Here is a 24,345-nt window from a genome sequence, read left to right on the forward strand (position 1 = left end):
CGCTAGTGGTCTGATTGCTCAGTTATTGAACTAGAGTGCTTTAACTAATATCTCACGCGCGACATCTAATGTGATGGCTTGATGTTCACCCAGTGCAAGGTAACCATTTTGTTTTAGCTTATCGACGATCTGATCAATTGCCTCTGATTTGTCTCCCGGGACTTCAGATAATACGGTGTCAACATTCAAGCTGATATAGAAGCTTTCAATGGCATCGATCGTTTCTTCAGCCAGTGTTGGTTTATCGGTAAGACCGAAGACATTACGGCCCATCTGCTCAAGTTTACCGCGTTTCGCTTCAATCTGGTTACGAAGTAGAGATGGCTGAACAATGGCCAAAGAACGAGCGTGGTCGACATGCCAAAGCGCGGTCAATTCATGACCAATCATATGTGTTGCCCAGTCTTGAGGCATACCCGCACCGATAAGACCATTAAGAGACTGATTGGCAGTCCACATTAGATTCTCACGCCAAGCATCATCTTGTTGACCAAATTCTTTTCCAAGTGTGAGCAAGTTTTTGAGTAATACTTCGGCGTAGCCGTCTTGCACCATATTGCCTGTAGGGAAAGTGATGTACTGTTCACAGACATGGACCCAAGCATCAACAAGCCCGTTGATAAGCTGCCTTTCTGGAAGTGTCTTCATTGCATTGGGATCAAGTACCGCAAATACAGGACGGACAGCGGGAGACATGAAGCCCAATTTTTCATTGGTGGCACGTTTAGTCACGACCGCGCCCATATTGGATTCAGAACCAGTGGCAGGAAGCGTTAGGATCGCGCCAAGTGGAATAGCGGTTTCGACCGTATATTTTCTCGTCACCAAATCCCAGCTGTCGCCGTCGTGCAGTGCCGCTGCAGCAATGTACTTAGAACCATCAATCACTGAACCGCCGCCAACGGCAAGAATAAAATCGACAGACTCAGACTTGGCTAATGCGATGGCTTTATCAAGAGTTTCTTTTGTTGGATTGGCTTCAACGCCGGAAAACTCGATCCAGCTGTGCTCGCTCAGGGCAGATACAACCTGATCATAAATACCATTGGTTTTAATGGAGCCGCCGCCATAGACAACAAGTGTTTTGGCTTGCTTTGGAATGCTGCTTGAAATTGTACTTATTTGACCTTGGCCAAAGTGAATTACCGTGGAGTTTGAGTAGCTAAATTTCATTGCGAAGTTTCCCTTATTTTCTACGTCGCTGATTGCGCATCCGTAGAGTGTATAGTCTAACCTCTTAACATAATGGGGGGCGATTAATCAGGGTTCAAGGGCAACCCTGATTATATGATTCAAACGCGCTAGTTACATTTGGCTGGTTTACCCGCGATTTGACGTTCTTGAAGAAGCTCTTGATGCAATGACGCCAACTGTGTTTTCGCGTCGTCAGCATTGTCAACGGAACTGCTTATTTGAACGAATTTATTGACAGCGACATCGACGCCTGAAGCGTTATTGCGGTCATAATCAATCAGTGCCTGCATCGCCACTCCCGCTTCTTGATAGGATTGTTGCGACGCTTTTTCTGCCGCAATTGCAGAGCGAAAAGCAGCATCATATTGGCATGACACGAGGGCATTCACTGAGGCATCGACATCGGGCCCAAAATCGAGCGTTGGTTTTGTTGGTTTTACGGTTTGTGCTGCTTGCTTTGCTTCTTCTTGTTGGTCCTTTGAATAACCATCAACAGCTCCAGCGGTTCCGCCAGCGAGTGCGCCCGCGGTCACGTTGCGACTTAATCGATAAGTGTCCACTTCACCGTCAACGATTAGATCGGTCAGCGCCCCTAACATGCCAGCTGAAACCGCGCCTACTGCCGCGCCTTCAGCTGCACCTTGCGTGGTGTTCGCACCACAGCCGTAAAGAAACGTAGATAAAAGGGTGAGCACGAAAACTGATTGTTTTCTCATTGTGGGATTCCTTGGTAAGTTATTGTTATTGAAGAAGTGTAGGACGAAATTTGAGTGATAACGTCAGTTTTAGATAAATAGGGTATATTTTTGTGACGTCATTCCGTTAAAAGGGGACATTATCATGTTCTAAACCGTCGCTTGACGTGGTAATTATTCTGTCATGTTATTGAATTAAGTTAATGATAAACAATGGTTATTGGAAATTATAATGTCAATATACTTTATGCGTGCACTGATGACGTTTGCTTTGTTTGCTATCCCAGCCGTCTACGCTGAAACAATATCTAAAGACGGGCAGCAAAATGCGCTGCAGGAAGGCCATGTCATCCAAGTCTCGTTGAGTGAGCTTCTACCGACACAACCCGCTATTGGCTATGATCAGGTGTTTTATAAACTTGGTCGGTTTGACCAAGACAAAAAAAAGCTATTTGATGAGATTTGCGATACCAACGGACAAGACGGACTCAAAAACTACGATGATCGGTCTACTGTGAATGACGCGAACTCTTTTGAATGTAAAGACCAAATTGGCTCCCATAAGAAAGACATGAAAACCATTGCTATCGCACCAAACGGATCTTATTACCTAACGGACGGGCACCATACATTTAACGTACTTTGGGACATACCAGAAGGCGGCGAAAACTTTAAGGTTTATGTGGTGATTGATAAAGATTATCGAGGCCTAACTTCCATGAGTGCATTTTGGGATGAGATGGTTAAAGATGGCAATACTTGGTTAAATGATAGCGCTGGCTATGCTATCGAGCCTCAGCAATTGCCGTCATCACTGGGAATGAATAACTTTGAGAATGATCGATATCGAGCGTTGATGTACTTCTCGCGAGATATCGCTTGGAATAAACCTAAGTTGCCGGTGCCATTTCTGGAATTCTATTGGACTAAAGAAATCCGTAATAACGTTGACCTCAGTGAGTTCGACCTCACGACTAAATCGGGTTATTCGCGTGCTATTATTCAAGTCAGTCACGCTATCTTAGCCGTTCGTACGGACGATGTCGGTGGCTCAGGGAAGACACCGACTCAAATGGGACAATTTACATCTTTTAGTCAAAAAGCGCTGGATAAAACCCTTAGAGCAGGAAAAGGGAAGGTCAGTTACATGCTTAACTATAAGAACGCATTTTAAACGTTAATCAATGAAATATTTTGAATGCGCACCTCCAATTGCTTGGGGCGTGTGCTTTTCATTTGTTTTTTAAAGGGGAGGATAGCGTATTGTGTTTTTTTTCCTGATATTTGTTAATTATATTAATAAGATCCACCTACTTTTCAGAGGCTATATTAGGTGGTGAAGAGATAGTTAGAACACGTAACAATATTTAGTCCTTAACGCTTGGTGTATTGGTGGGATTTTCGTCTAAAAAGTAACCAATTTGAACCATTTTACAACATGTGTTAGTATTTTTGCGAAATTAATCATTAGTGCTCTAACTAAAAAGGAGAGCGGTTTTGTTGTTTTACTATTTAAGTAAAACATGTAGGAAACGTATTAGTTGTATTTATGGATAAAGAAATAAAGAAATATAGTATCGAAACGACTGACTATCAGGTTGGTCAAGATAACATTCAAAAATGGGGGTTTGATATACACAACCCCGTCTTCGGCACCAGCGCTGCCCTCGTTATTCTCTGCTTACTGTCTCTCATGGTCGTTGAACCTTCAACGGCGCTGAAAACGCTTGATGCTGTTAAAAACGGTATTCTCAATAAATTTGACGCCTTCTTTATGTGGTCGGCAAACTTTTTTGTCTTATTCGCGACTGTGTTGTTACTTTCGCCGTTTGGTAAAATCCGCATTGGTGGTAAAACGGCAACGACCGATCACTCTACGATATCTTGGTTGGCGATGCTGTTCGCCGCAGGTATGGGTATTGGGCTGCTCTTTTGGGGTGTCGCCGAACCGACAGCCTACTTTACGGATTGGTTTGGAACGCCATTAAATGTCGAACCTAATACCGAGGCTGCGAAATCACTGGCGATGGGCGCGACGCTCTTCCATTGGGGGATTCATGGTTGGGCTATCTATGCCATTGTCGCATTGTCGTTAGCATTCTTTGCTTACAACAAAGGTCTTCCGCTGTCGATTCGCTCCGCGTTTTATCCGATATTTGGTGACCGAGCTTGGGGTTGGCTAGGGCATGTCATCGATATTATGGCAGTACTGGCAACCCTTTTTGGCTTGGCGACATCGCTTGGCCTTGGTGCACAACAAGCAACAAGTGGGATTAACTATGTATTCGGCCTTGATGGCGGAATCGGTATGCAGCTTGGTGTGATTGCCTTTGTCACCATGATTGCTGTTATGTCAGTGGTTCGAGGTATTGACGGGGGCGTGAAGGTATTGAGTAACGTCAATATGATCGTTGCGTTCCTGTTACTTGCTTTCGTTATTGCGGTTAGCTTTGATGTTGCTATTGCATCGTTATGGACGACAACGCTAGGTTATGTTGAGAATATTATTGCTTTGAGTAACCCTCACGGGCGTGATGATACCGTCTGGATGCACGGTTGGACAGTATTCTATTGGGCTTGGTGGATCTCATGGTCTCCGTTTGTAGGCATGTTTATCGCTCGTGTTTCAAAGGGACGTACCGTTCGTGAGTTTTTGTTAGCGGTTATCTTTATCCCGACGACAGTGACATTAATCTGGATGGCTGTCTTTGGCGGCATCGCGATTGATCAAGTGATGAATCATGTGGGTGAACTGGGGGCATCTGGGTTAACAGATATATCTTTGACGCTGTTCCATGTATATGACGCGTTACCATACGGCGCGATATTGTCTGTCATTTCGATTGTATTGATTTTGATTTTCTTTATTACGTCATCTGATTCCGGCTCGCTTGTCATCGACAGTATTACATCTGGTGGCAAAATTGATGCTCCAGTGCCACAACGAATCTTTTGGGCGTGTATTGAAGGTGCCATTGCTGGTGTCATGCTTTGGATTGGTGGTAAAGAAGCTCTGCAAGCATTGCAATCAGGTGTGGTGACAACGGCATTGCCATTTACGTTTGTCCTGTTACTAATGTGTGTGAGCTTGATAAAAGGTTTAAGAACGGAGCTTTCAGCGTATAAATAACTTGAACGTTCATTGTTAGGGCTCGAGCTAAATCACTTAATCAATCACATGATTAAGTGATGCTGAGCTTGGTTAGCTCCGCTTGAAAGTGTGTGCTAGCGACAAAAAGAAGGGGCCATTTGGCCCCTTCTTTTTGTCTAAATTTTGTCGTTTTATTTGTAGCGAGTGGCCGTACTGTTACCTATTTAGAGAACGATTAAGACAGTTTAGCGCCAAGCATTCGCCGTAATGTCCCATCTTTATCTACGACATGGTGTTTAACCGCGCCAACCACATGTAATATGATCGCACCAATTAAGGCGTACCCAACCCAATAGTGTGCACCATGAGCAATAGAATATAACCCTTCGTTTAGCGGAAGGACTTTCTTAGGGTTATCTGGATCGATATTTTTAGGTATTAATTCTAACCCAAAAAATTCGACGCCAAAGCCACCTAATGCTGAGTTGAGAAAGCCAGATATAGGCATGATAAGCGTACCCAAAATTAAAACCCAATGTACCGCATGGGCTAAGATATGCTCAATTTTGCTGTAGTGTCCGACAGGTGTTGGCCAGCCGTTTTTCATGCGCCAAACTACTCGGAGAAGTACAAACCCAAAGATCAATAATCCAAATGATTTGTGCCATGGGAACAAAGCAAAAGCTTTGTTTTCAACCATATAAACACCAATAGCAAGTAGCCCTATCATTGTTAAGCCCACTAACCAGTGTAGTAGCAGGGTCATCGGAGCGAATTGGCTTGCTGTGTCCTTTTTCATGTGAGTTACCTAAATATTGTAGAAAAATAATCCTATCAACATTAACCATAGGTTATCAATTAAGGGCCCACAAGAAACGACAGAGTTACAGTTAAATAGTGTTCATAAAGCCGGCGCAATGTTTATTCCTTTGTTATTGCATTTATTGCATTTATTGCATTTATTGCTCGGTTGGTCCGTGAGTAGACGTCCGATGCTTTGGATAACATTGAAGAGTCGAAGTCGACCGGGCCGGATGTAGAATCACGCTGTAGGGCCACCCAAGTGAACAAATATAAATAAAAAGGGCGCCTAGGCACCCTTCTTATTACAGACCCAATCGCCACCATAATTTCATTTGCGAAGGTAATTCACTTTGCGAAGAGAGTTGAATTATGGTGGCATTGAGTGCACAGCGTAAAATGAACACATCGACAATATCACTACTGAAGCATACTGGTGTATACCTGCTGGCCTAGGCTCGTTAACGTGTAGACACGGTTATCGCTCTTGGTGACTAAGCCGCAGTTAAGTAGTTGTCTGAGGTGAAAGTTGAATTTGGTGTGATCTTCAATACCTACAATTCTGCATAGGTCCATGAACTTTATCTTGTGGTGAATTTTGAGCTGACGAACCACCGCTCGACGAATAGGGTTGGAAAGGGCGCTAAATACTTGGTCACGAGACTCAACATCGTAAGTCTCTTTTGGTGAGCGTACGGCATGCACTCGTTTTAAGGTCACCGACAATGCTGACAAATTAAAAGGTTTTGTCAGAAATTCATCCGCGCCTTTCTTCATTGCGTCTACGGCGATATCCACGGTTGCAAAAGCGGTGGTTATGATCACACCGATATTAGGTTGAAAGCGTCGTAGTGTAATTAACGCATCGATGCCGGTCATACCGCTCATGACAACGTCGAATAAGGCTAAATCAAAAGGCTGTTCTTTAGCCAAGTCCAAAGCATCTTCTGCGCTTTCACAAGATTTAACGTCAAACCCTTCGGCCATCAATGCTTCTTCAAGTACTTCTCGTAGGTCTTTATCATCTTCGGCTAACAGTAATCGTAGTTTCATCTTTGGGCTCCTGGTAGTGTTAATTCAACGAGTAATCCAGGGCAAGCATTGGAAAACTGAATTGACCCGTTGTGTTGTGTTGCGGCTTGTTTAACTAAAGCGAGTCCCATTCCGGTACCTTGACCAATAGGTTTGGTTGTGTAAAAAGGTTGGGTTGCTTTACTGAGTGTTGCTGGTGTCATGCCGGTTCCCCAATCACGAACCTTAATGATCACCTTGTCTTTGTGTTGGATGGCGTAAACAGCCAACCTTTTATTTTGCGAACTGGCGTCAATTGCGTTAGAGATAAGATTAACCAACGCTTCTTCAAGTAATGCTTTGTCACCAGATACAAAAATGTTTTTAGAAGTATCAAGGTTGAGTTCGTAGCTGGTAAGTCGATATTGCAGTAGGTCAACTGCAGATAGAATCACTTCTTCAACCGCGATTTTCTCATGTGCGATTGGTCGTTGATGAGAATATCGCAATACCTCTTGGCTGATATGGGCTGCGCGTTCAAGGCCACGACGGATACGGCTCACATTTCGCTTGGTCGTTTCACTATCGTGTAAATTCTGCTCTAGCAAGTCACAACTCATTAGTGCGCTGCTGATTGGGGTCTTAATCTCGTGAGCAACGGCGGATGATAACTCACCTAACTCTTTAAGCTTTTGGTTTTGAAGAGACAGCGATAGGGCCTCTTCGATCTGTTGCTTTCTCTCAATATCAAATACTTTAAGTGCTTGCCATAAGGCTGCAAGGAGTGCGACAGCGCCAACACAACGAAATATCAACACCCAATGCCCAACGTGTTCAGACATGAGTCCACTTCCGATGCCATAGATAAAGAAAGCGATGCCGGATAAGAAGAAATAGCCGTGCTTGGGTATTTGTTTCTGAAGCATAATGCGTGAATATTGGATTAAGGCGCTACCCGCTACGGTGCTAGCAACAAATCCAAACACGATACGGGTAAAGTGTAGGAGGTCATCATAATAAGCGACGGGTTCGTAGTTTACGTACTGATAAATAAAATTCACAAAGTAAATGACAACGATCACGCCCCAACCTTGACGAATCGCTCGCGCATAAGGGCAGTCAATAATATCTAGCATTTTCCAGGCAAACAGATTAAGAGGTAAGAGAGCGATCAGGAGTTTGCCTATTAATAATAACTTTAAAGGACCTGTGATGATTGATTCTTGCTGGTAGATGACAAGGTAGAGTTCTGACCACTCATGAAAACCCAGTATCAAACCGGCGGCGCCAAGGTAAGGTAATACCCTTGCGATCCGAATTGTGCTTTTGGATGTATCTCTAAATAGAATAGAAAAATACAGAGTGATGAACGCTAGTCCGTAAACGAGATAAATTTTAAATACGAAGAGAGTGTTCATTGATGACATTTTTTATAAAAAGTGATGGTGCTGTTATAGCACCCATTGATGTGATCTTGATCACTGATAACTTACTTTCTATTTTTGGTTTTTAACGAAATTAGATGGGGATTTTAAAATACTCTATTTAAACATGTGCTTAGGGATTGATCGTGGTTTTTGAGTTAAGAGTAGTTCGTTGTGAAATGATTTTTTAGAGAGTTGATCGTTAAAATTGGTAATCAAAATAAATGATAATCACCCTTTTATTACCCGCGTACATAAACAGATAATAAAAGGGTGAGAATTAAATTTAACCTAAATGCTGTAAAGGTGAATTTAAATTATCATATTACACTAATTATATTTAACTACTTTTTGTAACGCCATTTTTAATGGAGGCACATCCTTGTGGTTTTGCTTTGTCTGTAAGGATTTTGCTTACGTGATAAATTTAAACCTTTCCCTATTTAAATTCAATAAATAGTAACCTTCAAAAATGGAATTATAAGTTACGCATGTTTTTAATTTTATTGATTTGAAGTTGTGTGTATATTTCCTCTCATTGGAAACACAAGGTGATTATGTTTTTCAATGTTTGGGAATAAAGTTATCAATTGGTAATATTTATTGTTAATTTTATTTATCATGCTAACAACTATTAAGGGTTAACTATGCAAGCTAATATGACTGGCGATGACATAATGTTAGCTGGGAAGAGGATATTATATAGTCAGTTAATAATAGGGTCGATATTTTTACTCTATGAGGTTTTCTTTAAAGACAAAGTAAACCTGGAGTCAGCGTTAACCGGTATGGTTATCGCGATAGTACCTTCATTAATTGGTATGATTTTCGCTTCATTTAAAGCTAAATATAGACCAAAACAAAGTCTGAATGACTTAATGCAATTGAGTCGAAATATTAAAATCATATATACAATAGTCATGTTTATTTTGACGTTTCGATTCATGGCATTGAGAAATGTGACGGTGTTAGCTGCTTATTGCATTACAGTGTTAGGGTTCTTTATCAGTCCTCTATTCAAAGATAAGCAGGAGAACTTTTAATGGAACATGTTCAATCAACACATGATTATATCGAACATCACTTAACCTTTTTGACAGTAGGTGAGGGATGGAGTGCAATCAATCTAGACTCTATGATTATGGTATGGTTGCTGGGATTGACCTTTATAATCGGCTTTCGCTATGCCGTTTCTAAAGGAACGAGTGGAGTACCTGGTCGATTCCAGTGTTTGGTAGAATTGGTGTTTGAGTTTGTTGAAGGTCTTGTAAAAGAAATCTTCCAAGCTCAAGATAAAATCATTGGCCCTCTGGCTTTAACGATATTTGTTTGGGTATTTTTAATGAATGCCATCGACCTTATACCTATTGATTTTATTCCGGCCTTTACTCGAGCAATCGGTGTGTCTCACTTTAGAGATCTGCCTTCTGCAGATGTGAATGTTGCTATGTCCATGGCATTGGGTGTTTTTATCTTAGTATTAGGGTATTCATTCAAATACAAAGGGGTAATAGGATTCTTTAAAGAATTAACAACGCAACCATTTTCTCATCCATTATTATATCCGGTTAACTTATTACTTGAGTTAATAACCTTGATATCTAAACCAATTTCCTTAGGGTTAAGATTGTTTGGGAATATGTATGCAGGTGAGATGATATTTCTACTTATTGCATTGATGCCTTGGTGGATGCAATGGGCACTGAGTGTTCCTTGGGCTCTATTCCACATATTGGTAGTTGTACTACAAGCGTTTGTTTTCATGGTTCTCACCATCGTCTATATGGGTATGGCGGTTGAAGAACATCATTAATTTTTAAATTTATTGGTATTTAATTACCACTTATTTGTTATTTTTATTGTTAGGAGTTGTTATGGATATTGTTAGTGCTGTTCTATACGTTGCAGGTGCACTATTAATCGGTCTTGGAGCTGCTGGTGCAGCAACAGGTATTGGTAACCTTGCGGGTAAATACTTAGAAGGTGTTGCTCGCCAGCCGGATCTTACGCCGATGTTGCGTACTCAATTCTTTATTATGATGGGTCTAGTTGATGCGGTACCAATGATTGGTGTTGGTATTGGTCTTTATATCATCTTCGCTGTTGCTTAATTCAGAGTCAGTATTTGAACTAATTAATTAGGTGAGGATGTTATGAACCTTAATGCAACCATGTTGGGTCAAGCAATCTCTTTCGTTATCTTTGTTTGGCTTTGTATGAAATATGTATGGCCACCATTGGTAATATTGCTTGATGAACGCCGAGAAGAAATCGCGGTAGGTCTTCGAAATACAGAAGCGGCGGCAAAAGAGTTGGAACTCTCTAAAGCGAACGGTGAATGTTTAATTGCGGAGGCGAGAGAAAAAGCCCAAGCCATTATTGATTTAGGTCAGCAACGCCAGAATTTATTGGTCGAGCAGGCTGCAGAAATGGCGAAGCAGGAAAAGAATCGAATAATCGCTGAAGGTCGAGCTGAAGTAGAGAATGAAAAAACTCGCCTACGCCAGGAACTAAAAGCAGAGATGGCTGATTTGGTGATTGAAAGCGCAAGTAAGCTTATTCGCAAGAATCTCGACTCAAAAAGTAACCGCGATCTTGTTGACCATATGATCAGCGAAATATAGAGGTAAGTCTTATGAACGATTTTACTTCTATTGCTCAACCGTACTCCAAAGCAGCATTTGACTTTGCTAAGCAAGAAGGACTCCTTGATGAGTGGGGACAAGCATTTGGGTTATTAAAGCTTGTCGCCAATCAACCTGCGGTGATGACTGTGATTGATGACCTTGAAGAGCAAGGCTCAGAGCAGGTGTTGTTAGATATGATCCTAACCACTTGTAATGAATGGCTAAGTCAATACGTGAAGAACTTTCTCAAAGTAATGGCAGAGAACAAGCGTCTGAAATTACTAGCGACCGTGATTACTGTGTTTTTTGAGCTCAAAGCAGAGCATGAAAAAACCATGGAAGTGACAGTTTATAGTGCAGAGGTTTTAGAGCTAACTCAGCTTGATGCGATGAAGCATGCTCTTGAGGCCAAATACGGTAAAGCGGTTCGAATCGCGCAAGAAATTGAGCCATCGCTAGTAGGCGGTGTTGTGATTAAAGCTGGTGAGCAGGTGTTAGATGGCAGTATTCACTCGTCTCTTAGCCGCCTCGCTATCAACCTACATACGTAGTAGGGGAAAAATATGCAATTAAATTCTAATGAAATAAGTGAACTGATCAGAGAGCGCATTGCCAATTTTGATATGGCAAGTGAAGCGAGAAATGAAGGCACCATCATTTCGGTCAGTGACGGTATTATTACCATTCACGGGCTTGCTGATGCCATGCAAGGTGAAATGATTGAGCTTCCGGACAATCGTTACGCGTTGGCACTTAACCTAGAACGTCACTCCGTTGGTGCGGTGGTTATGGGCCCTTATGCCGATTTGTGTGAAGGGATGAAGGTTCGAGGTACCGGTCGTATTTTAGAGGTACCGGTGGGCCCTGCATTGCTTGGTCGCGTTGTTAACACTCTAGGTCAGCCGATTGATGGTAAAGGTGACATTAAAGCTGAGCGTCATGATCCAGTAGAGGTCATCGCGCCGGGTGTTATCGAGCGTAAATCCGTGGACCAACCGATTCAGACCGGCTACAAAGCCGTTGATGCCATGGTACCCATTGGTCGTGGACAACGTGAATTGATTATCGGTGACCGCCAAACCGGTAAAACTGCAATGGCAATTGATGCCATCATCAACCAACGTTCGACTGGCGTGAAATGTATCTATGTGGCGATTGGTCAAAAAGCGTCCACTATTTCTAACGTGGTTCGTAAGCTGGAAGAGCATAACGCGCTAGAAAACACGATTGTCGTTGTCGCGTCAGCGTCAGAGTCAGCGGCTCTGCAATACCTTTCACCTTATTCAGGCTGCACGATGGGCGAGTACTTTCGTGACCGTGGTGAAGATGCACTGATTATCTACGATGACCTCTCTAAACAAGCGGTGGCGTACCGTCAGATCTCATTGCTGTTGAAGCGCCCACCGGGTCGAGAAGCCTTCCCTGGTGACGTGTTCTACCTTCACTCACGTCTATTAGAACGAGCTGCGCGAGTTAATCAAAGCTATGTCGAGCACTTTACTAATGGTGAAGTGAAGGGCAAAACCGGCTCACTGACTGCACTGCCTATTATTGAAACCCAAGCAGGGGATGTGTCTGCGTTTGTTCCTACCAATGTAATTTCAATTACAGATGGACAAATATTCTTGCAAACCCAGTTATTTAACTCAGGGTTGCGACCAGCGGTTGACCCAGGTATCTCGGTATCTCGAGTCGGTGGTGCTGCGCAAACCAAGATCATTAAGAAGCTGTCTGGTGGTATTCGTACTGCACTGGCCCAATACCGAGAGTTAGCCGCGTTTGCGCAGTTCTCGTCAGATCTTGATGAAACAACACGCAAGCAACTTAATCACGGTGAAAAAGTGACTGAGTTGATGAAACAAAAGCAATACGCACCTATGTCCGTTGCTGAGCAATCATTGGTTATTTTTGCTGCAGAGCAAGGCTACTTAGAAGACGTATCCATTAAGCAGGTTGCAGGGTTTGAAGAAGGGCTAATTGCCTTCGCTAAACAAACCGCACCCAAACTTATTGAAGAGATAGATCGTAGTGGTGATTACAACAAGGACATCGAGACTCAACTTCGAATTGTTCTTGAAGAGTTCTCCGCGCTGCAATCGTAATTCCATCAACGAAGTAGGAGTCAGCAATGGCAAATACCAAAGAGATACGCACCAAGATCTTGAGTATACAAAGTACTCAAAAGATAACGAGTGCGATGGAAATGGTGGCAGCAAGCAAAATGCGTAAGGTCCAGGACAATATGGAAGCGTCACGACCTTATGCACAGAACATGAGAAAAGTGATCAGTCATGTGTCATCAGGCACCTTGGAATACAGTCATCCGTATTTGCAAGAACGAGATGTAAAACGCGTGGCGTACATCATTATCTCTTCTGATCGCGGTCTTTGTGGCGGGCTTAATACCAATTTGTTTCGCAAAGTATTAGGTGAAATGCAGCAATGGCGACAACAAGGCGTTGAGGTGGACACGACACTGATTGGCTCGAAAGCAATTAGCTTTTTTCAAGCTTCCGGTCATGTCATTGCGCAAACCTCTGGGCTTGGTGACCACCCACAACTGAAAGATATGCTTGGTACCGTGCATGCCATGATGGAGCACTATTCAGAAGGGCAGATAGACCGACTTTATCTCGTCTATAGCCAGTTTGTGAATACCATGACGCAGCAACCTACGGTGACGCAACTTCTGCCGTTCCCAATGGAAGAAGAGAAAACAGAGACGCGCTGGGATTACATCTATGAACAAGCGCCGCGAGACATACTGGATCACTTGATGCTTCGTTATGTTGAGTCACTGGTTTATCAAGGTGTGGTAGAGAGCATCGCTTGTGAGCAGGCTGCACGGATGATTGCGATGAGGTCGGCGTCAGATAACGCGGTACAACTTATCGATGATTTGCAGCTGGTCTTTAACAAAGCGCGCCAAGCAGCCATCACACAAGAGCTCAGCGAAATTACCGCTGGTGCCCAAGCGGTGTAACAGAATTTAGAGGTTTGATTATGAGTATTGGCAAAATTGTCAAAGTTATCGGCGCGGTCGTTGATGTAGAGTTTGAACAAAACCACAGCCCGCGAGTTTACGACGCACTGAGATTGATTGGTGAAGAACACACGTCTTTGGTGTTAGAGGTTCAGCAACAAATGGGCGGCGGTATCGTTCGTTGTATCGCCATGGGTACGTCAGATGGCCTGAAACGCGGACTTAAAGTTGAAACGACGGGCAGTGCTATTACCGTTCCTGTGGGTGAGGAAACCCTTGGGCGTATTATGAACGTACTAGGTGAACCTATTGACGAATGCGGTCCCATCGGTGAAAAACAGAATTATGAGATTCACCGCAGTGCGCCAAGCTACGAAGAACAAGCGAACAGCAATGAGTTGCTAGAGACGGGCGTTAAGGTGATCGACCTAATTTGTCCTTTTGCTAAGGGCGGTAAGATCGGTCTCTTTGGTGGCGCGGGGGTTGGCAAAACAGTCAACATGATGGAGCTTATCAATAACATAGCGAAAGCGCACTCCGGGTTGTCTGTTTTTACAGGCGTAGGCGAACGTACTCGTGAGGGCAATGACTTTTATTATGAAATGAAAGATGCGGGCGTTCTCGATAAAGTTGCCATGGTGTACGGGCAAATGAATGAGCCTCCTGGTAACCGACTTCGTGTTGCGTTAACGGGTCTGACAATGGCAGAGCGCTTTCGTGATGAAGGTCGTGACGTACTGTTGTTTATTGATAATATCTACCGTTATACGCTGGCAGGAACGGAAGTGTCAGCTTTGCTTGGCCGTATGCCATCAGCCGTAGGTTATCAACCGACACTTGCAGAAGAAATGGGTGTACTTCAAGAGCGAATTACGTCTACCAAATCGGGTTCGATTACGTCTATTCAAGCCGTTTATGTTCCTGCTGATGACTTAACCGATCCATCACCTGCTACGACGTTTGCTCACTTGGATGCCACCGTTGTGTTGTCTCGTAACATCGCAGCATTGGGTCTGTACCCAGCGATCGATCCGTTGGATTCTACGTCTCGCCAACTTGACCCGCTTGTTGTTGGTCATGAACATTATGACATTGCCCAGTCAGTACAGAAAACGTTACAACGTTACAAAGAGCTTAAAGACATCATTGCGATCTTGGGAATGGACGAGTTGTCTGAAGAGGATAAACGTTTGGTGTCTCGTGCTCGTAAAGTAGAGCGTTTCTTGACACAACCGTATCACGTGGCAGAGGTGTTTACTGGTCAACCTGGTGTCTTTGTACCGTTAAAAGATACCTTAGCCGGATTCAAAGGTCTCTTAAATGGTCAATATGACGACATCCCAGAACAAGCATTTATGTATTGCGGTTCGATTGATGAAGTCTTAGAAAAAGCGAAGACGCTTTAGTGAGGTAGCACGATGGCAATTGGTGTTTCGCAACGAACCTTCCAGCTTAATGTCGTGAGCGCTGAAGGCACGTTATATTCTGGCCCCGCTCATGCTATTGCGGTGACGGGTGAAGATGGTGAGTTAGGTATCCGTCCGGGGCATTCGCCACTCATCAGCAAGATCAAACCCGGTGTGGCAAGGATCTTGGGTGACATAAAAGAATCAGAGACGATTTTATACGTGTCAGGCGGATTGATAGAAGTTCAGCCCGATGTGGTGACGGTACTTGCTGATACGGCATTGCATGGTAAAGAAATCGATAAGGCTAGGGCAGAGACCGCAAGGCGAGCCGCAGAAGAGAATATCAATAAATACACCGATGATATTAACTTTGCGCAAGCACAACTTGAACTAGCAAAAGCGTTAGCTCAGCTACGAGCGGTTGAACTGACGATGCAACAGCTACGTCGTTAATCGGTAACCACCACCGTTACTTCGTCACGCTAGCCGTTAACCAAAAACGTTAATGGTAGTTAAAAAATAAAGGCCTTATGCCTTCCTCGAAGAGTGAGGGCATAAGGTTTTTTTTCGATTTCATTTTGAGAATAGTTTTTGGTTAAGGATTAACGAGTAAGCATGCAGTGATTAACACGACCGCTCTCTTGGTATGAAGTGTCGGTGACAAAAGGTGGATAAAGAAGACAAACAGCATATTGTGCGGCCCTAGCGATGTGTTCTCGATGCAAAATAAGTGTGATGGAATTGCATTGAAATGGCATTTTATTGCGAGTCATTCTTGTTATTCAGTGAATAAAAATATCAATAAGGTTAAAAAAGAGACACTTTATTTTCTTCAGAGCTAAAGTGATGTTGTGATGTGAGCGTTATGTTATCAGGTTGTTTATCTCTATGTGTGGGTAAACCACCAATAACATCAGCATGACCAACTACTTATGGAGAAAATACAAATGGAATTCACTAATAGCCTTCAACGTACTAGAAAGTGGGGCAAAGTCAGCATGTTAGCGGCTATCTGCTCAACATCTTTCCACATGCAAGCGAATGCGGTGCCTGTAGTTCACTCAGAATGTCGACCAGACGGGCTCTACAAAACGACGGACATCGATGTGCCATATTGTACCGCTTACGATACCGAAGGGCGTGAAATTATGGGGGCGGATCACCCCAGACGTGTGATTGGGTACTTTACTAGTTGGCGTGCAGGGGATGATCCACAATCCTCTTATTTGGTGAATGATATTCCGTGGGAGCAATTGACTCATATTAACTATGCCTTTGTCAGTATTGGCTCTGATGGCAAAGTGAACGTAGGTGACGTGAATGACCCTAACAATGCGGCCGTTAATAAAGAATGGCCAGGCGTTGACGTTGACCCTGTGCTCGGTTTTAAAGGGCATTTCGGCGCACTTGCCACGGAGAAGAAGAAACATGGCGTAAAAACCCTTATCTCCATTGGTGGTTGGGCTGAGACAGGCGGTCACTTTGCTACGGATGGCAGCCGCGTGGCAGATGGTGGCTTCTATACTATGACCACCAATGCCGATGGCTCGATAAACCAGCAAGGTATTGAAACCTTTGCGACTTCAGCCGTAGAAATGATGCGAACCTACCAGTTTGATGGGCTGGACATCGATTATGAATACCCAACCTCCATGGCTGGGGCTGGCAACCCGGATGACGTTGCGTTTTCAGAATCTCGTCGTGCTTATTTGATGAACTCTTATCACGTACTGATGAAAGTGCTACGTGAAAAACTCGATGCAGCCAGTGCCCAAGATGGTACACATTATATGTTGACGATTGCCGCGCCATCTTCAGGGTATTTGCTTAGAGGGATGGAAACGATGGCCGTGACCAAGTACTTGGATTACGTCAACATCATGTCTTACGATTTACACGGTGCGTGGAATGATCACGTTGGTCATAATGCGGCCTTGTTTGACACAGGAAAAGACTCTGAATTGGCGCAATGGAACGTCTATGGTACAGCCGCATATGGAGGTATTGGCTACCTCAATACCGACTGGGCATACTATTATTTCCGTGGCTCGATGCCTGCGGGACGCATCAATATTGGTGTGCCTTATTATACACGTGGCTGGCAAAATGTGACGGGCGGAACGAACGGGCTTTGGGGGCGAGCACCTTTGCCTAATCAAGCCGAATGTGCTGCAGGTACAGGTGAAGGGGAGAAGAACAATTGTGGCTATGGGGCATTAGGCATTGACAACATGTGGCATGACAAGGATGCAAATGGGATAGAAATGGGCGCGGGCTCGAACCCAATGTGGCATGCGAAGAATTTAGAAAAAGGCATTATGGGCTCTTATGCCGCCGCCTACGGCCTTGATCCCGTTAATGACCCTGATGATGTCTTGTTTGGCAACTATACTCGCCACTATGACAGCGTCGCGGTTGCTCCGTGGTTATGGAATGCCGATAAAAATGTATTCCTCTCCACTGAAGACGTGGACTCCATTAATGCTAAGGCTAATTACGTCATCGATAAAGAAATTGGCGGGATTATGTTTTGGGAACTGGCGGGGGACTACAACTGTTACCTCTTTGACGTGAATGGTAACCGTGGTGCGATTGACCTAAGTGAACAAGCCTGTGCGACTGGCAACGGTGAATATCACATGGGTAACAGCATGACAAAAGCCATGTATGATAAGTTCCTGAGCGCCACTCCCTATGGAAATACTGTCGCAACCGGTGCGGTCCCGACCGAAGCGGTGGATATTTCAGTCGAGATTGGCGGCTTCAAAGTGGGGGACCAAAATTACCCAATTAACCCAAAAGTCACCTTTACCAATAACACCGGTAGTGATATCCCAGGCGGCACCGAGTTCCAATTTGATATTCCCGTCTCCGCTCCAGATAATGCCAAAGATCAATCGGGTGGCGGGCTTAAAGTCATTGCTTCAGGGCATACGCGCGCCGACAATATTGGCGGGCTAGACGGTCCAATGCATCGCGTCGCATTTACGCTGCCAAGTTGGAAAAGCTTACCAGCAGGTTCAGCCTATGAACTCGATATGGTGTACTACTTGCCGATCTCTGGGCCGGCGAATTATACCGTCAACGTAAATGGTGCAGAGTATGCTTTTGCATTTGAGCAACCTGACTTACCGATTGGTGATTTAACGATCGGTGGCGGTAATCCTGGTGATGGAAACGGTGGGACGCCCGGCACGTGTAGCTCTACTGGTGTCAATGCGTACCCTGATTTTCCGCAAACGGATTGGCAGGGCTTGCCTAGCCATGCAAGTGGCGGAGATCAAATGAGTTATAATGGTGTGATATACAAAGCTAAATGGTGGACAAACTCGATTCCTGGTAGCGATGGAAGTTGGGAAGAGGTCTGCGTACTTTAAATTGGCATGTCATGGATTGATATTGTCCGTAGTGCACTAGCATAGTGCATAAACCCGTCCTATCTGCAGAGTGTTTTCAGATAGGGCGGGTTCGTATCAGAGCTAGCAGGTTTAACTACGATGACAAGGCTCGTGTTTTATACGCCACTAAGTTGATTCGCTTATTGTCACCATGAGTAATTAGCTAAAAACATAGCTCTCCGGTATAACAACGACGCCTTTCTCCGAAATAGAGAACCTTGCTGCATCTTCGGTGTGATTAAAACCAATGACGGTATTATCAGGAATAATCACGTGTTTATCGATGATGCAATTTGCCACTCGGCAGTGTTCACCAACCGTTACACCATCAAATATAATGCTGTCCGCCACCGTAGCGCCGTCATTGATTCTCACATTGGAAGATAAGATAGAACGATGCACGGATCCCCCAGAATTCACCACACCATTGGAGATGATCGAGTTAATAAATATCCCTTCGTTACCCGTCACTGACGATACCGTTCTAGCTGGTGGTAATTGAGGCTCGTAGGTGCGTATTCCCCAGTTGTTTTGGTACAAGTTCATTGGGGGAACGGGTTCGAGTAGGTCCATATTAGCCTCATAAAATGAGTCGATAGTCCCTACATCACGCCAGTAGCTATCTTTCGCCACTCGTCCCACTTCTTCGCCAAAATGATAGGCGTAGACACCCAAACTATCGATAAGCTTAGGTATTAAATCATGCCCAAAGTCATGACTTGATGACTCTATTTCGGCATCGTCGTTTAACGCATCTTTTAAGGCTTTCATATTGAACACGTAGATGCCCATCGAAACGAGCGCCTTATTTGGGTCGTTTGGCATTGAGGCGGGATCAACGGGTTTCTCTTGGAAACTGACAACTTGTTGGTGGTGATTAGTTTCAATGACACCAAATGCAGAGGCGTCTTCTCTTGGAACATCCATACACGCAATGGTAAGCTCCGCTCCGGTTTCTTTGTGTGCTTCAACCATTGCGGCGTAGTCCATACGATAGATGTGGTCACCAGAGAGTACAACAACATATTCAGCATCACTTCGAGACAACAACCACATGTTGTGATAGATCGCATCCGCCGTCCCTTCGTACCATTTCCCACCTTTACGCATTTGAGGCGGAACGACGGTAATAAACTCTTTCAATTCGGGGTTAAAAATCGACCAACCGTCACGGATGTGTTTATGCAATGAATGAGACTTGTACTGTGTCAGCACCAATATCTGCCTTAAACCAGAGTGGAGGCAATTGGTTAAGGTGAAATCAATAATTCGATACTTACCACCAAAAGGCACTGCTGGTTTTGCTCGATCATCTGTTAAAGGGTAGAGACGCGAGCCTTTCCCTCCTGCGAGTACGATAGTAAGAACATCTTGCATGATAACTCTCCTTGTTTGGTGCAGAACTCTGGATTGGGGGGCGCACTGAAACTAATTTGTGGTCGAATCGACATTTTTAGTTGCCTTAATAGAGTTAATACAAGAATTACGCCAATAGGTAACGCTTTGAAAAATAGTAATAAGATGATTGGGCGCGTGTAATTTGCACCACATTAACTGCCTATTTAGGGCGCTTGCTCCATTCTGGTGCGCGGTGTAACTAAAAGACAATTAGGGACCCATATATGGAACGTTTGTGTTCCATATTGGTGAGATCACACTTATTACTCCCTGAAATTGTTATAGTTTATTTGTTATCATGAGATATTAAGGTCACAATTTATGAGATTGATGTCACTCATCGCGTCTATTGCACTATGCATAAGCAGTACAGTCACGCTTGCACAAACACCGACTGAGATTGTTGAAAAGTCTGATCAGTCTATGCGTGGTGAATCGAGTTATTCTGAATTAACGATGCGAATCATTAGGCCTAATTGGACGCGAAGCATGAGCATGAAAAGCTGGACCAAAGATAAATCGTTATCATTGGTTTTGGTTACCGCGCCTGCAAAAGATAAAGGCTCTGCATCATTAAAGCGAGATCGCGAAATGTGGAATTGGATCCCTAACATTGAGCGGGTGATAAAAATTGCACCTTCGATGCTTGGTCAATCTTGGATGGGATCGGATTTTACCAATGATGATTTGATCAATCAGTCGTCAATTGTCGTGGACTACTCTCATCAATTAGTTCGGGAAGATACCTTTGATGGCGTGAAGGTGTGGGTGATTGATGCAATAGCAAAGCCTGACGCACCAGTAGTCTGGAGTAAGGTGAGGTTGTGGGTGTCACAAGCAAATTTCCTGCAACGTAAAGCAGAATTTTATGATGAGTTTGATGAAAAGGTGAGTACCATGCAGAGTTTTGATGTGAGGCAGTTAGGTGGCCGAATGGTCGCGACTCGCATGGAAATGGCTCCAGCAGACAAACCGGGACAAAAAACTGAGATGATAACGCATGCCGCATTATTTGATTTTGCGATAGAAGATAGCTTCTTTTCTCAAAATCAAATGAAAGCCCTCCGAGACTAACCTGTTACTGACTTAAGTCGAGGGAATATTGATGTTGATAAAACTGGCATGGCGAAATTTATGGCGACAAAAGCGACGGACGATCTTAACGGCGTCTGCACTTGCACTCGCGTTAGTCCTGTCATTGTTAACAAGAAGCTTTCAAGAAGGGAGCTATAACACCAATATTGATAATACCGCTCGTTTTTATACCGGTTTAATTCAGCTACAGGCGACAGGTTATGCCGATAACCCAAGTATTGATGATCTATTGTCAGGTGATATCCATCAAATGAATCAACTTACGGCGATGCCGTCGATTGAGTTTGTCCTCCCGAGGCTTGAAAGTGTCGCATTAGCTGCCGCTGGCGATCGTTCGAAAGGCGTCATTGTGTTGGGGGTTGATCCTGTTCTAGAGAATAGGTATTCCGGGATCAGTAACAAGGTGTCGCAGGGGCAGTACCTAATATCGGAAGATGATCCCCTTACTATTTCATCAACATTGAACGCAATCCGTCATCCTGGGGTATTGATTGGTGAAGGGCTCGCGCACTATCTACGCCTTGGCATAGGGGATGAAATTGTGCTCTATGGACAGGGTTACCAAGGGCAGACTGCTGCAGGGCTTTACACTGTAAACGGACTTTTAAAATTCCCTGTAGCGAGCCTAGATAATCAATTGGTTTATATGCCTATTGGTCAGGCTCAAGCCTTGTATAGTACAGGCAACCAAGTAACGTCTTGGGTGCTCCACACCCACCGACTGAATGACGTCGATGAAGTGAAAGCGTCTTTGTCTTCTTACCTTGGTGAGAAAATAAGGGTTAGAGATTGGAAAGAGCTGTCGCCTGAGTTGGCGCAGCAGATCGCCTTAGATCGAGCGGGTGGCATTTTTCTCATTTACCTCTTATACGGTATCGTCGGCTTTGGTCTATTTGCCACGATTATGATGACAACGTTAGAACGCCAACGTGAATTTGGAGTCATGCTCGCGGCTGGTATGAGTCGAGCTCGATTGGTTGGACTGCTGTTTGTTGAATCCGCCTTTATTTGCGTATTAGGCATAAGCATAGGTATTACTATTGCCATACCAATGTTGAGTTATTTTTATTTTCATCCTATCGAGATAACGGGTCAAGCGGCCCAGGTGATGCTTGAATCTGGTTTTGAGCCTATTTTACCGGTTCACTTAGACCCTGACTTATTTGTTAATCAGGCGATTGCGGTGGCGGTAATACTGTTGGTTTGTCTTATCGGACCGACGTGGCGGATTTTACGAATGAACTTAGTGAGCGCACTAAAAGGAGGCACCCATGGTCATTAAGATGGCGTGGCGAAACCTTTGGCGCAATAAGCTAAGGACCAGCATTATGCTGGGAGCCATGATATTTGGCTTAACAGGTGTGGTGACCATGATAGGGTTTATGAATGGTCTTGTTGATAACATGATTCACAATGCAATTGCTTGGCAGACAAGCCATATCCAGATTCATAGTAAACAGTTTAATGATAATCCGGATATCAATGCTCATCTGCCGGGTTCAGAAGCGATCACCAACCAATTCAATAATGATCCACGAATCCTTAAATGGACATCTAGGTTTTTGGTTGACGGTATGATTGCTTCCCCACGAAGTACAAGAGGTGTGCGGATCGTCGGCGTGGACCCAACGATAGAAGCCAATTTTACGCCGATATCACAACATATTATTGAGGGAGCATGGTTAGATGATAGCGGTCGCCATCCTATCGTTGTATCGATGAAAACAGCCGAGCGTTTACAGCTGCGAATAGGTTCAAAAGTGGTGCTGACCTTTACAGACCCACAAGGTGAGGTGACGGGATCAGCATTTCGAGTTAACGGTATTTTTCAAACACCGTCCGTTAGTTACGATGAAGGCAACGTGTTGGTGCGAAAGTCAGATATCCAACACGTCGCCCAACTCAGCGACGTTCATGAATACTCGATTATGGTTGCCGCTACTTTAGGGGCTGATAGTCGTTCGATGGTCACCGATATCGTCACTGCTCTAAATATGAGGTTGCCATCGTCAACACAAGCGCGAGCTTGGTTCGACATACAACCATTGCTTGCTTCAATGATGAGTACGATGAAAATTAGCAATCAAGTGATGTTGATTGTATTTGTGGTCGCAATGGCATTTGGCATCATCAATATTATGCTGATGTCTGTGTTTGAGCGAACGCAAGAGTTTGGAGTCTTGATGGCGGTTGGTATGCAAAAGCAAAAGATCTTTTCACTTATCATGCTTGAGACCCTATTTCTAGGAAGCGTTGGAGCCGCACTGGGGATTGCGAGCAGTATTACGTTAATGACTATTTTGGGCATTACAGGTATTGAGCTTGGGGCAAGTTCAGAAGGGTTAGGTGCTTATGGTATTGATTCGTTACTTTACCCACAGGTCAGTTACGAGCAGTACCTGATGGTATTTGTGACCGTATTAATGGCATCAATCTTCTCTGCTTTATATCCCGCGCAACAAATTTTGAAGCAGCGCCCAGTTGAGGCGATGGCTGAAAGGCACTAAAGGAAACCATGACAATAACACTAAGCAAATTGACTAAAACCTATAACGCCAACGGTGAATTCCCTGTGTACGCGGTTCAAGGGTTAACGCTTTCGATTGCCGAAGGGGAGTTTGTGGCCATTATGGGGCCATCTGGATCGGGCAAGACGACAATACTCAATATGCTAGGGGGCATAGATCAACCAACCTCTGGACAAATTGTCATCGATGGGCTTGATATCGCCACATTGTCAGAGAAAGAACGCATTGCCTTTCGACGCAACCATATTGGTTTCATATTTCAAGATTACAGTTTATTGCCCGTATTAACGGCGTTGGAAAATGTCGAGTTTGTGATGCAATTACAGGGCATAACTGAGGATAAGTGTCGTGAACGAGCAGAGACTTTATTAGATCAGGTTGGATTATCCACGCAAAAACACAAAAGACCGACCAAGATGTCGGGTGGACAACAACAACGGGTTGCCGTAGCGAGAGCGCTGGCATCTCAACCTCGTTTCGTTATGGCGGATGAACCTACTGCGAATTTAGATGCACAAAGTACCTCTGAACTACTTGATATCATGCAGCAATTGAATGAAGTAGAGGGGACCACCTTCATTTTTTCAACGCATGACCCTCGCGTGATAAAAAGAGCAAAGCGCGTCATCGTTTTTGAAGACGGAAAACTGGTCTCTGATACACCACAAGTCGAGCAGTAGAGTACCGAATT

21 protein-coding genes and 1 pseudogene are annotated in these 24,345 nt (G+C 44.2%); 16 read left to right on the top strand and 6 right to left on the bottom strand.

Translation table 11 applies throughout. From position 1 onward, the window contains the following. Positions 1–30 precede the first annotated feature (30 nt). Together ACE1OE_RS12730 and ACE1OE_RS12735 are read right to left on the bottom strand one after the other, a co-directional pair. Positions 31–1,173, bottom strand: coding sequence for an iron-containing alcohol dehydrogenase (locus ACE1OE_RS12730; RefSeq protein WP_449211302.1), 1,143 nt, complete (start codon positions 1,171–1,173; stop codon positions 31–33). Between the two features lie 128 nt (positions 1,174–1,301). Further along, the gene (locus ACE1OE_RS12735; protein ID WP_449211303.1) at positions 1,302–1,910 is read right to left on the bottom strand and encodes a hypothetical protein; all 609 of its coding nucleotides are present in this window, start codon (positions 1,908–1,910) and stop codon (positions 1,302–1,304) included. A gap of 211 nt (positions 1,911–2,121) precedes the next feature. On the opposite strand from ACE1OE_RS12735, the gene ACE1OE_RS12740 reads away from it, so the two are divergent. Both ACE1OE_RS12740 and ACE1OE_RS12745 read left to right on the top strand, forming a co-directional pair. Beyond that, positions 2,122–3,063 (top strand): ParB/Srx family N-terminal domain-containing protein, encoded by a 942-nt coding sequence (locus tag ACE1OE_RS12740; RefSeq protein WP_449211304.1) that lies wholly within the window; start codon positions 2,122–2,124, stop codon positions 3,061–3,063. Positions 3,064–3,438: 375 nt separating this feature from the next. Next, positions 3,439–5,019: a BCCT family transporter gene (locus ACE1OE_RS12745; protein ID WP_449211305.1), complete on the top strand. Its 1,581-nt coding sequence runs from the start codon at positions 3,439–3,441 to the stop codon at positions 5,017–5,019. 196 nt (positions 5,020–5,215) lie between these two features. Here the strand turns inward: ACE1OE_RS12745 and ACE1OE_RS12750 are convergent, their stop codons facing one another. The 3 genes from ACE1OE_RS12750 to ACE1OE_RS12760 form a co-directional block, all read right to left on the bottom strand. Continuing rightward, positions 5,216–5,779, bottom strand: coding sequence for a cytochrome b (locus ACE1OE_RS12750; protein WP_102470135.1), 564 nt, complete (start codon positions 5,777–5,779; stop codon positions 5,216–5,218). A gap of 422 nt (positions 5,780–6,201) precedes the next feature. Then, complete coding sequence (locus ACE1OE_RS12755) at positions 6,202–6,834, bottom strand: response regulator (RefSeq protein WP_102470136.1); 633 nt, start codon at positions 6,832–6,834, stop codon at positions 6,202–6,204. Beyond that, positions 6,831–8,210 carry a sensor histidine kinase gene (locus ACE1OE_RS12760; protein WP_449211306.1) on the bottom strand — a complete coding sequence of 460 codons (1,380 nt, stop codon included), beginning with the start codon at positions 8,208–8,210 and terminating at the stop codon, positions 6,831–6,833. Before ACE1OE_RS12760 ends, ACE1OE_RS12755 begins: the two co-directional genes overlap by 4 nt. Before the next feature lie 683 nt (positions 8,211–8,893). Here ACE1OE_RS12760 and ACE1OE_RS12765 point away from each other — a divergent pair. The 10 genes and pseudogenes from ACE1OE_RS12765 to ACE1OE_RS12810 form a co-directional block, all read left to right on the top strand. Then, on the top strand, positions 8,894–9,259 hold the full coding sequence (locus ACE1OE_RS12765) for an ATP synthase subunit I (RefSeq protein WP_241903185.1): 366 nt from the start codon (positions 8,894–8,896) through the stop codon (positions 9,257–9,259). After that, a complete protein-coding gene (atpB, locus tag ACE1OE_RS12770) occupies positions 9,259–10,029 on the top strand; it encodes a F0F1 ATP synthase subunit A (RefSeq protein WP_372061288.1) in 771 nt (256 codons plus the stop codon). Before ACE1OE_RS12765 ends, atpB begins: the two co-directional genes overlap by 1 nt. Before the next feature lie 61 nt (positions 10,030–10,090). Further along, positions 10,091–10,327 carry a F0F1 ATP synthase subunit C gene (gene atpE / locus ACE1OE_RS12775; protein WP_005306237.1) on the top strand — a complete coding sequence of 79 codons (237 nt, stop codon included), beginning with the start codon at positions 10,091–10,093 and terminating at the stop codon, positions 10,325–10,327. Positions 10,328–10,369: 42 nt separating this feature from the next. Beyond that, positions 10,370–10,840: a F0F1 ATP synthase subunit B gene (locus ACE1OE_RS12780; protein WP_102470140.1), complete on the top strand. Its 471-nt coding sequence runs from the start codon at positions 10,370–10,372 to the stop codon at positions 10,838–10,840. An 11-nt stretch (positions 10,841–10,851) separates the two neighbouring features. Then, on the top strand, positions 10,852–11,394 hold the full coding sequence (locus tag ACE1OE_RS12785; RefSeq protein ID WP_102470141.1) for a F0F1 ATP synthase subunit delta: 543 nt from the start codon (positions 10,852–10,854) through the stop codon (positions 11,392–11,394). A gap of 12 nt (positions 11,395–11,406) precedes the next feature. Next, positions 11,407–12,945 (top strand): F0F1 ATP synthase subunit alpha, encoded by a 1,539-nt coding sequence (atpA, locus tag ACE1OE_RS12790; RefSeq protein WP_102470142.1) that lies wholly within the window; start codon positions 11,407–11,409, stop codon positions 12,943–12,945. A gap of 26 nt (positions 12,946–12,971) precedes the next feature. Beyond that, positions 12,972–13,826: a F0F1 ATP synthase subunit gamma gene (gene atpG, locus ACE1OE_RS12795; protein WP_372061293.1), complete on the top strand. Its 855-nt coding sequence runs from the start codon at positions 12,972–12,974 to the stop codon at positions 13,824–13,826. A gap of 20 nt (positions 13,827–13,846) precedes the next feature. Then, positions 13,847–15,232, top strand: a complete 1,386-nt coding sequence (gene atpD, locus ACE1OE_RS12800) for a F0F1 ATP synthase subunit beta (RefSeq protein ID WP_102470144.1) — start codon at positions 13,847–13,849, stop codon at positions 15,230–15,232. A gap of 12 nt (positions 15,233–15,244) precedes the next feature. Further along, a complete protein-coding gene (locus ACE1OE_RS12805; protein ID WP_102470145.1) occupies positions 15,245–15,688 on the top strand; it encodes a F0F1 ATP synthase subunit epsilon in 444 nt (147 codons plus the stop codon). Positions 15,689–16,281: 593 nt separating this feature from the next. Beyond that, positions 16,282–18,612, top strand: a pseudogene (locus ACE1OE_RS12810) (chitinase C-terminal domain-containing protein); the annotation flags it as partial. Between the two features lie 180 nt (positions 18,613–18,792). Here the strand turns inward: ACE1OE_RS12810 and glgC are convergent. Next, complete coding sequence (gene glgC / locus ACE1OE_RS12815) at positions 18,793–20,034, bottom strand: glucose-1-phosphate adenylyltransferase (RefSeq protein WP_277869441.1); 1,242 nt, start codon at positions 20,032–20,034, stop codon at positions 18,793–18,795. Between the two features lie 327 nt (positions 20,035–20,361). On the opposite strand from glgC, the gene ACE1OE_RS12820 reads away from it, so the two are divergent. From ACE1OE_RS12820 to ACE1OE_RS12835, 4 genes are read left to right on the top strand one after another with little or no spacing between them, the layout of a single operon-like run. Further along, positions 20,362–21,105, top strand: coding sequence for an outer membrane lipoprotein-sorting protein (locus ACE1OE_RS12820; protein WP_372061325.1), 744 nt, complete (start codon positions 20,362–20,364; stop codon positions 21,103–21,105). Between the two features lie 31 nt (positions 21,106–21,136). Next, the gene (locus ACE1OE_RS12825) at positions 21,137–22,408 is read left to right on the top strand and encodes an ABC transporter permease (RefSeq protein WP_449211307.1); all 1,272 of its coding nucleotides are present in this window, start codon (positions 21,137–21,139) and stop codon (positions 22,406–22,408) included. After that, positions 22,398–23,633, top strand: coding sequence for an ABC transporter permease (locus ACE1OE_RS12830; RefSeq protein ID WP_449211308.1), 1,236 nt, complete (start codon positions 22,398–22,400; stop codon positions 23,631–23,633). Before ACE1OE_RS12825 ends, ACE1OE_RS12830 begins: the two co-directional genes overlap by 11 nt. 8 nt (positions 23,634–23,641) lie before the next feature. Continuing rightward, positions 23,642–24,334, top strand: coding sequence for an ABC transporter ATP-binding protein (locus tag ACE1OE_RS12835; RefSeq protein WP_449211309.1), 693 nt, complete (start codon positions 23,642–23,644; stop codon positions 24,332–24,334). Positions 24,335–24,345 lie beyond the last annotated feature (11 nt).

The sequence above is a fragment of the Vibrio sp. E150_011 genome (assembly GCF_053544015.1).

What these genes read in the sequence shown, in the direction of transcription:
- ACE1OE_RS12735 (WP_449211303.1), bottom strand. Translation starts at nt 1,910, where the DNA reads ATGAGAAAACAATCAGTTTTCGTGCTCACCCTTTTATCTACGTTTCTT.
- ACE1OE_RS12825 (WP_449211307.1), top strand. Translation starts at nt 21,137, where the DNA reads ATGTTGATAAAACTGGCATGGCGAAATTTATGGCGACAAAAGCGACGG.
- ACE1OE_RS12760 (WP_449211306.1), bottom strand. Translation starts at nt 8,210, where the DNA reads ATGAACACTCTCTTCGTATTTAAAATTTATCTCGTTTACGGACTAGCG.
- ACE1OE_RS12765 (WP_241903185.1), top strand. Translation starts at nt 8,894, where the DNA reads ATGTTAGCTGGGAAGAGGATATTATATAGTCAGTTAATAATAGGGTCG.
- ACE1OE_RS12750 (WP_102470135.1), bottom strand. Translation starts at nt 5,779, where the DNA reads ATGAAAAAGGACACAGCAAGCCAATTCGCTCCGATGACCCTGCTACTA.
- ACE1OE_RS12780 (WP_102470140.1), top strand. Translation starts at nt 10,370, where the DNA reads ATGAACCTTAATGCAACCATGTTGGGTCAAGCAATCTCTTTCGTTATC.
- atpG (WP_372061293.1), top strand. Translation starts at nt 12,972, where the DNA reads ATGGCAAATACCAAAGAGATACGCACCAAGATCTTGAGTATACAAAGT.
- ACE1OE_RS12740 (WP_449211304.1), top strand. Translation starts at nt 2,122, where the DNA reads ATGTCAATATACTTTATGCGTGCACTGATGACGTTTGCTTTGTTTGCT.
- atpD (WP_102470144.1), top strand. Translation starts at nt 13,847, where the DNA reads ATGAGTATTGGCAAAATTGTCAAAGTTATCGGCGCGGTCGTTGATGTA.
- ACE1OE_RS12835 (WP_449211309.1), top strand. Translation starts at nt 23,642, where the DNA reads ATGACAATAACACTAAGCAAATTGACTAAAACCTATAACGCCAACGGT.
- ACE1OE_RS12830 (WP_449211308.1), top strand. Translation starts at nt 22,398, where the DNA reads ATGGTCATTAAGATGGCGTGGCGAAACCTTTGGCGCAATAAGCTAAGG.
- atpB (WP_372061288.1), top strand. Translation starts at nt 9,259, where the DNA reads ATGGAACATGTTCAATCAACACATGATTATATCGAACATCACTTAACC.
- ACE1OE_RS12755 (WP_102470136.1), bottom strand. Translation starts at nt 6,834, where the DNA reads ATGAAACTACGATTACTGTTAGCCGAAGATGATAAAGACCTACGAGAA.
- ACE1OE_RS12745 (WP_449211305.1), top strand. Translation starts at nt 3,439, where the DNA reads ATGGATAAAGAAATAAAGAAATATAGTATCGAAACGACTGACTATCAG.
- ACE1OE_RS12730 (WP_449211302.1), bottom strand. Translation starts at nt 1,173, where the DNA reads ATGAAATTTAGCTACTCAAACTCCACGGTAATTCACTTTGGCCAAGGT.
- ACE1OE_RS12820 (WP_372061325.1), top strand. Translation starts at nt 20,362, where the DNA reads ATGTCACTCATCGCGTCTATTGCACTATGCATAAGCAGTACAGTCACG.
- atpA (WP_102470142.1), top strand. Translation starts at nt 11,407, where the DNA reads ATGCAATTAAATTCTAATGAAATAAGTGAACTGATCAGAGAGCGCATT.
- ACE1OE_RS12805 (WP_102470145.1), top strand. Translation starts at nt 15,245, where the DNA reads ATGGCAATTGGTGTTTCGCAACGAACCTTCCAGCTTAATGTCGTGAGC.
- atpE (WP_005306237.1), top strand. Translation starts at nt 10,091, where the DNA reads ATGGATATTGTTAGTGCTGTTCTATACGTTGCAGGTGCACTATTAATC.
- ACE1OE_RS12785 (WP_102470141.1), top strand. Translation starts at nt 10,852, where the DNA reads ATGAACGATTTTACTTCTATTGCTCAACCGTACTCCAAAGCAGCATTT.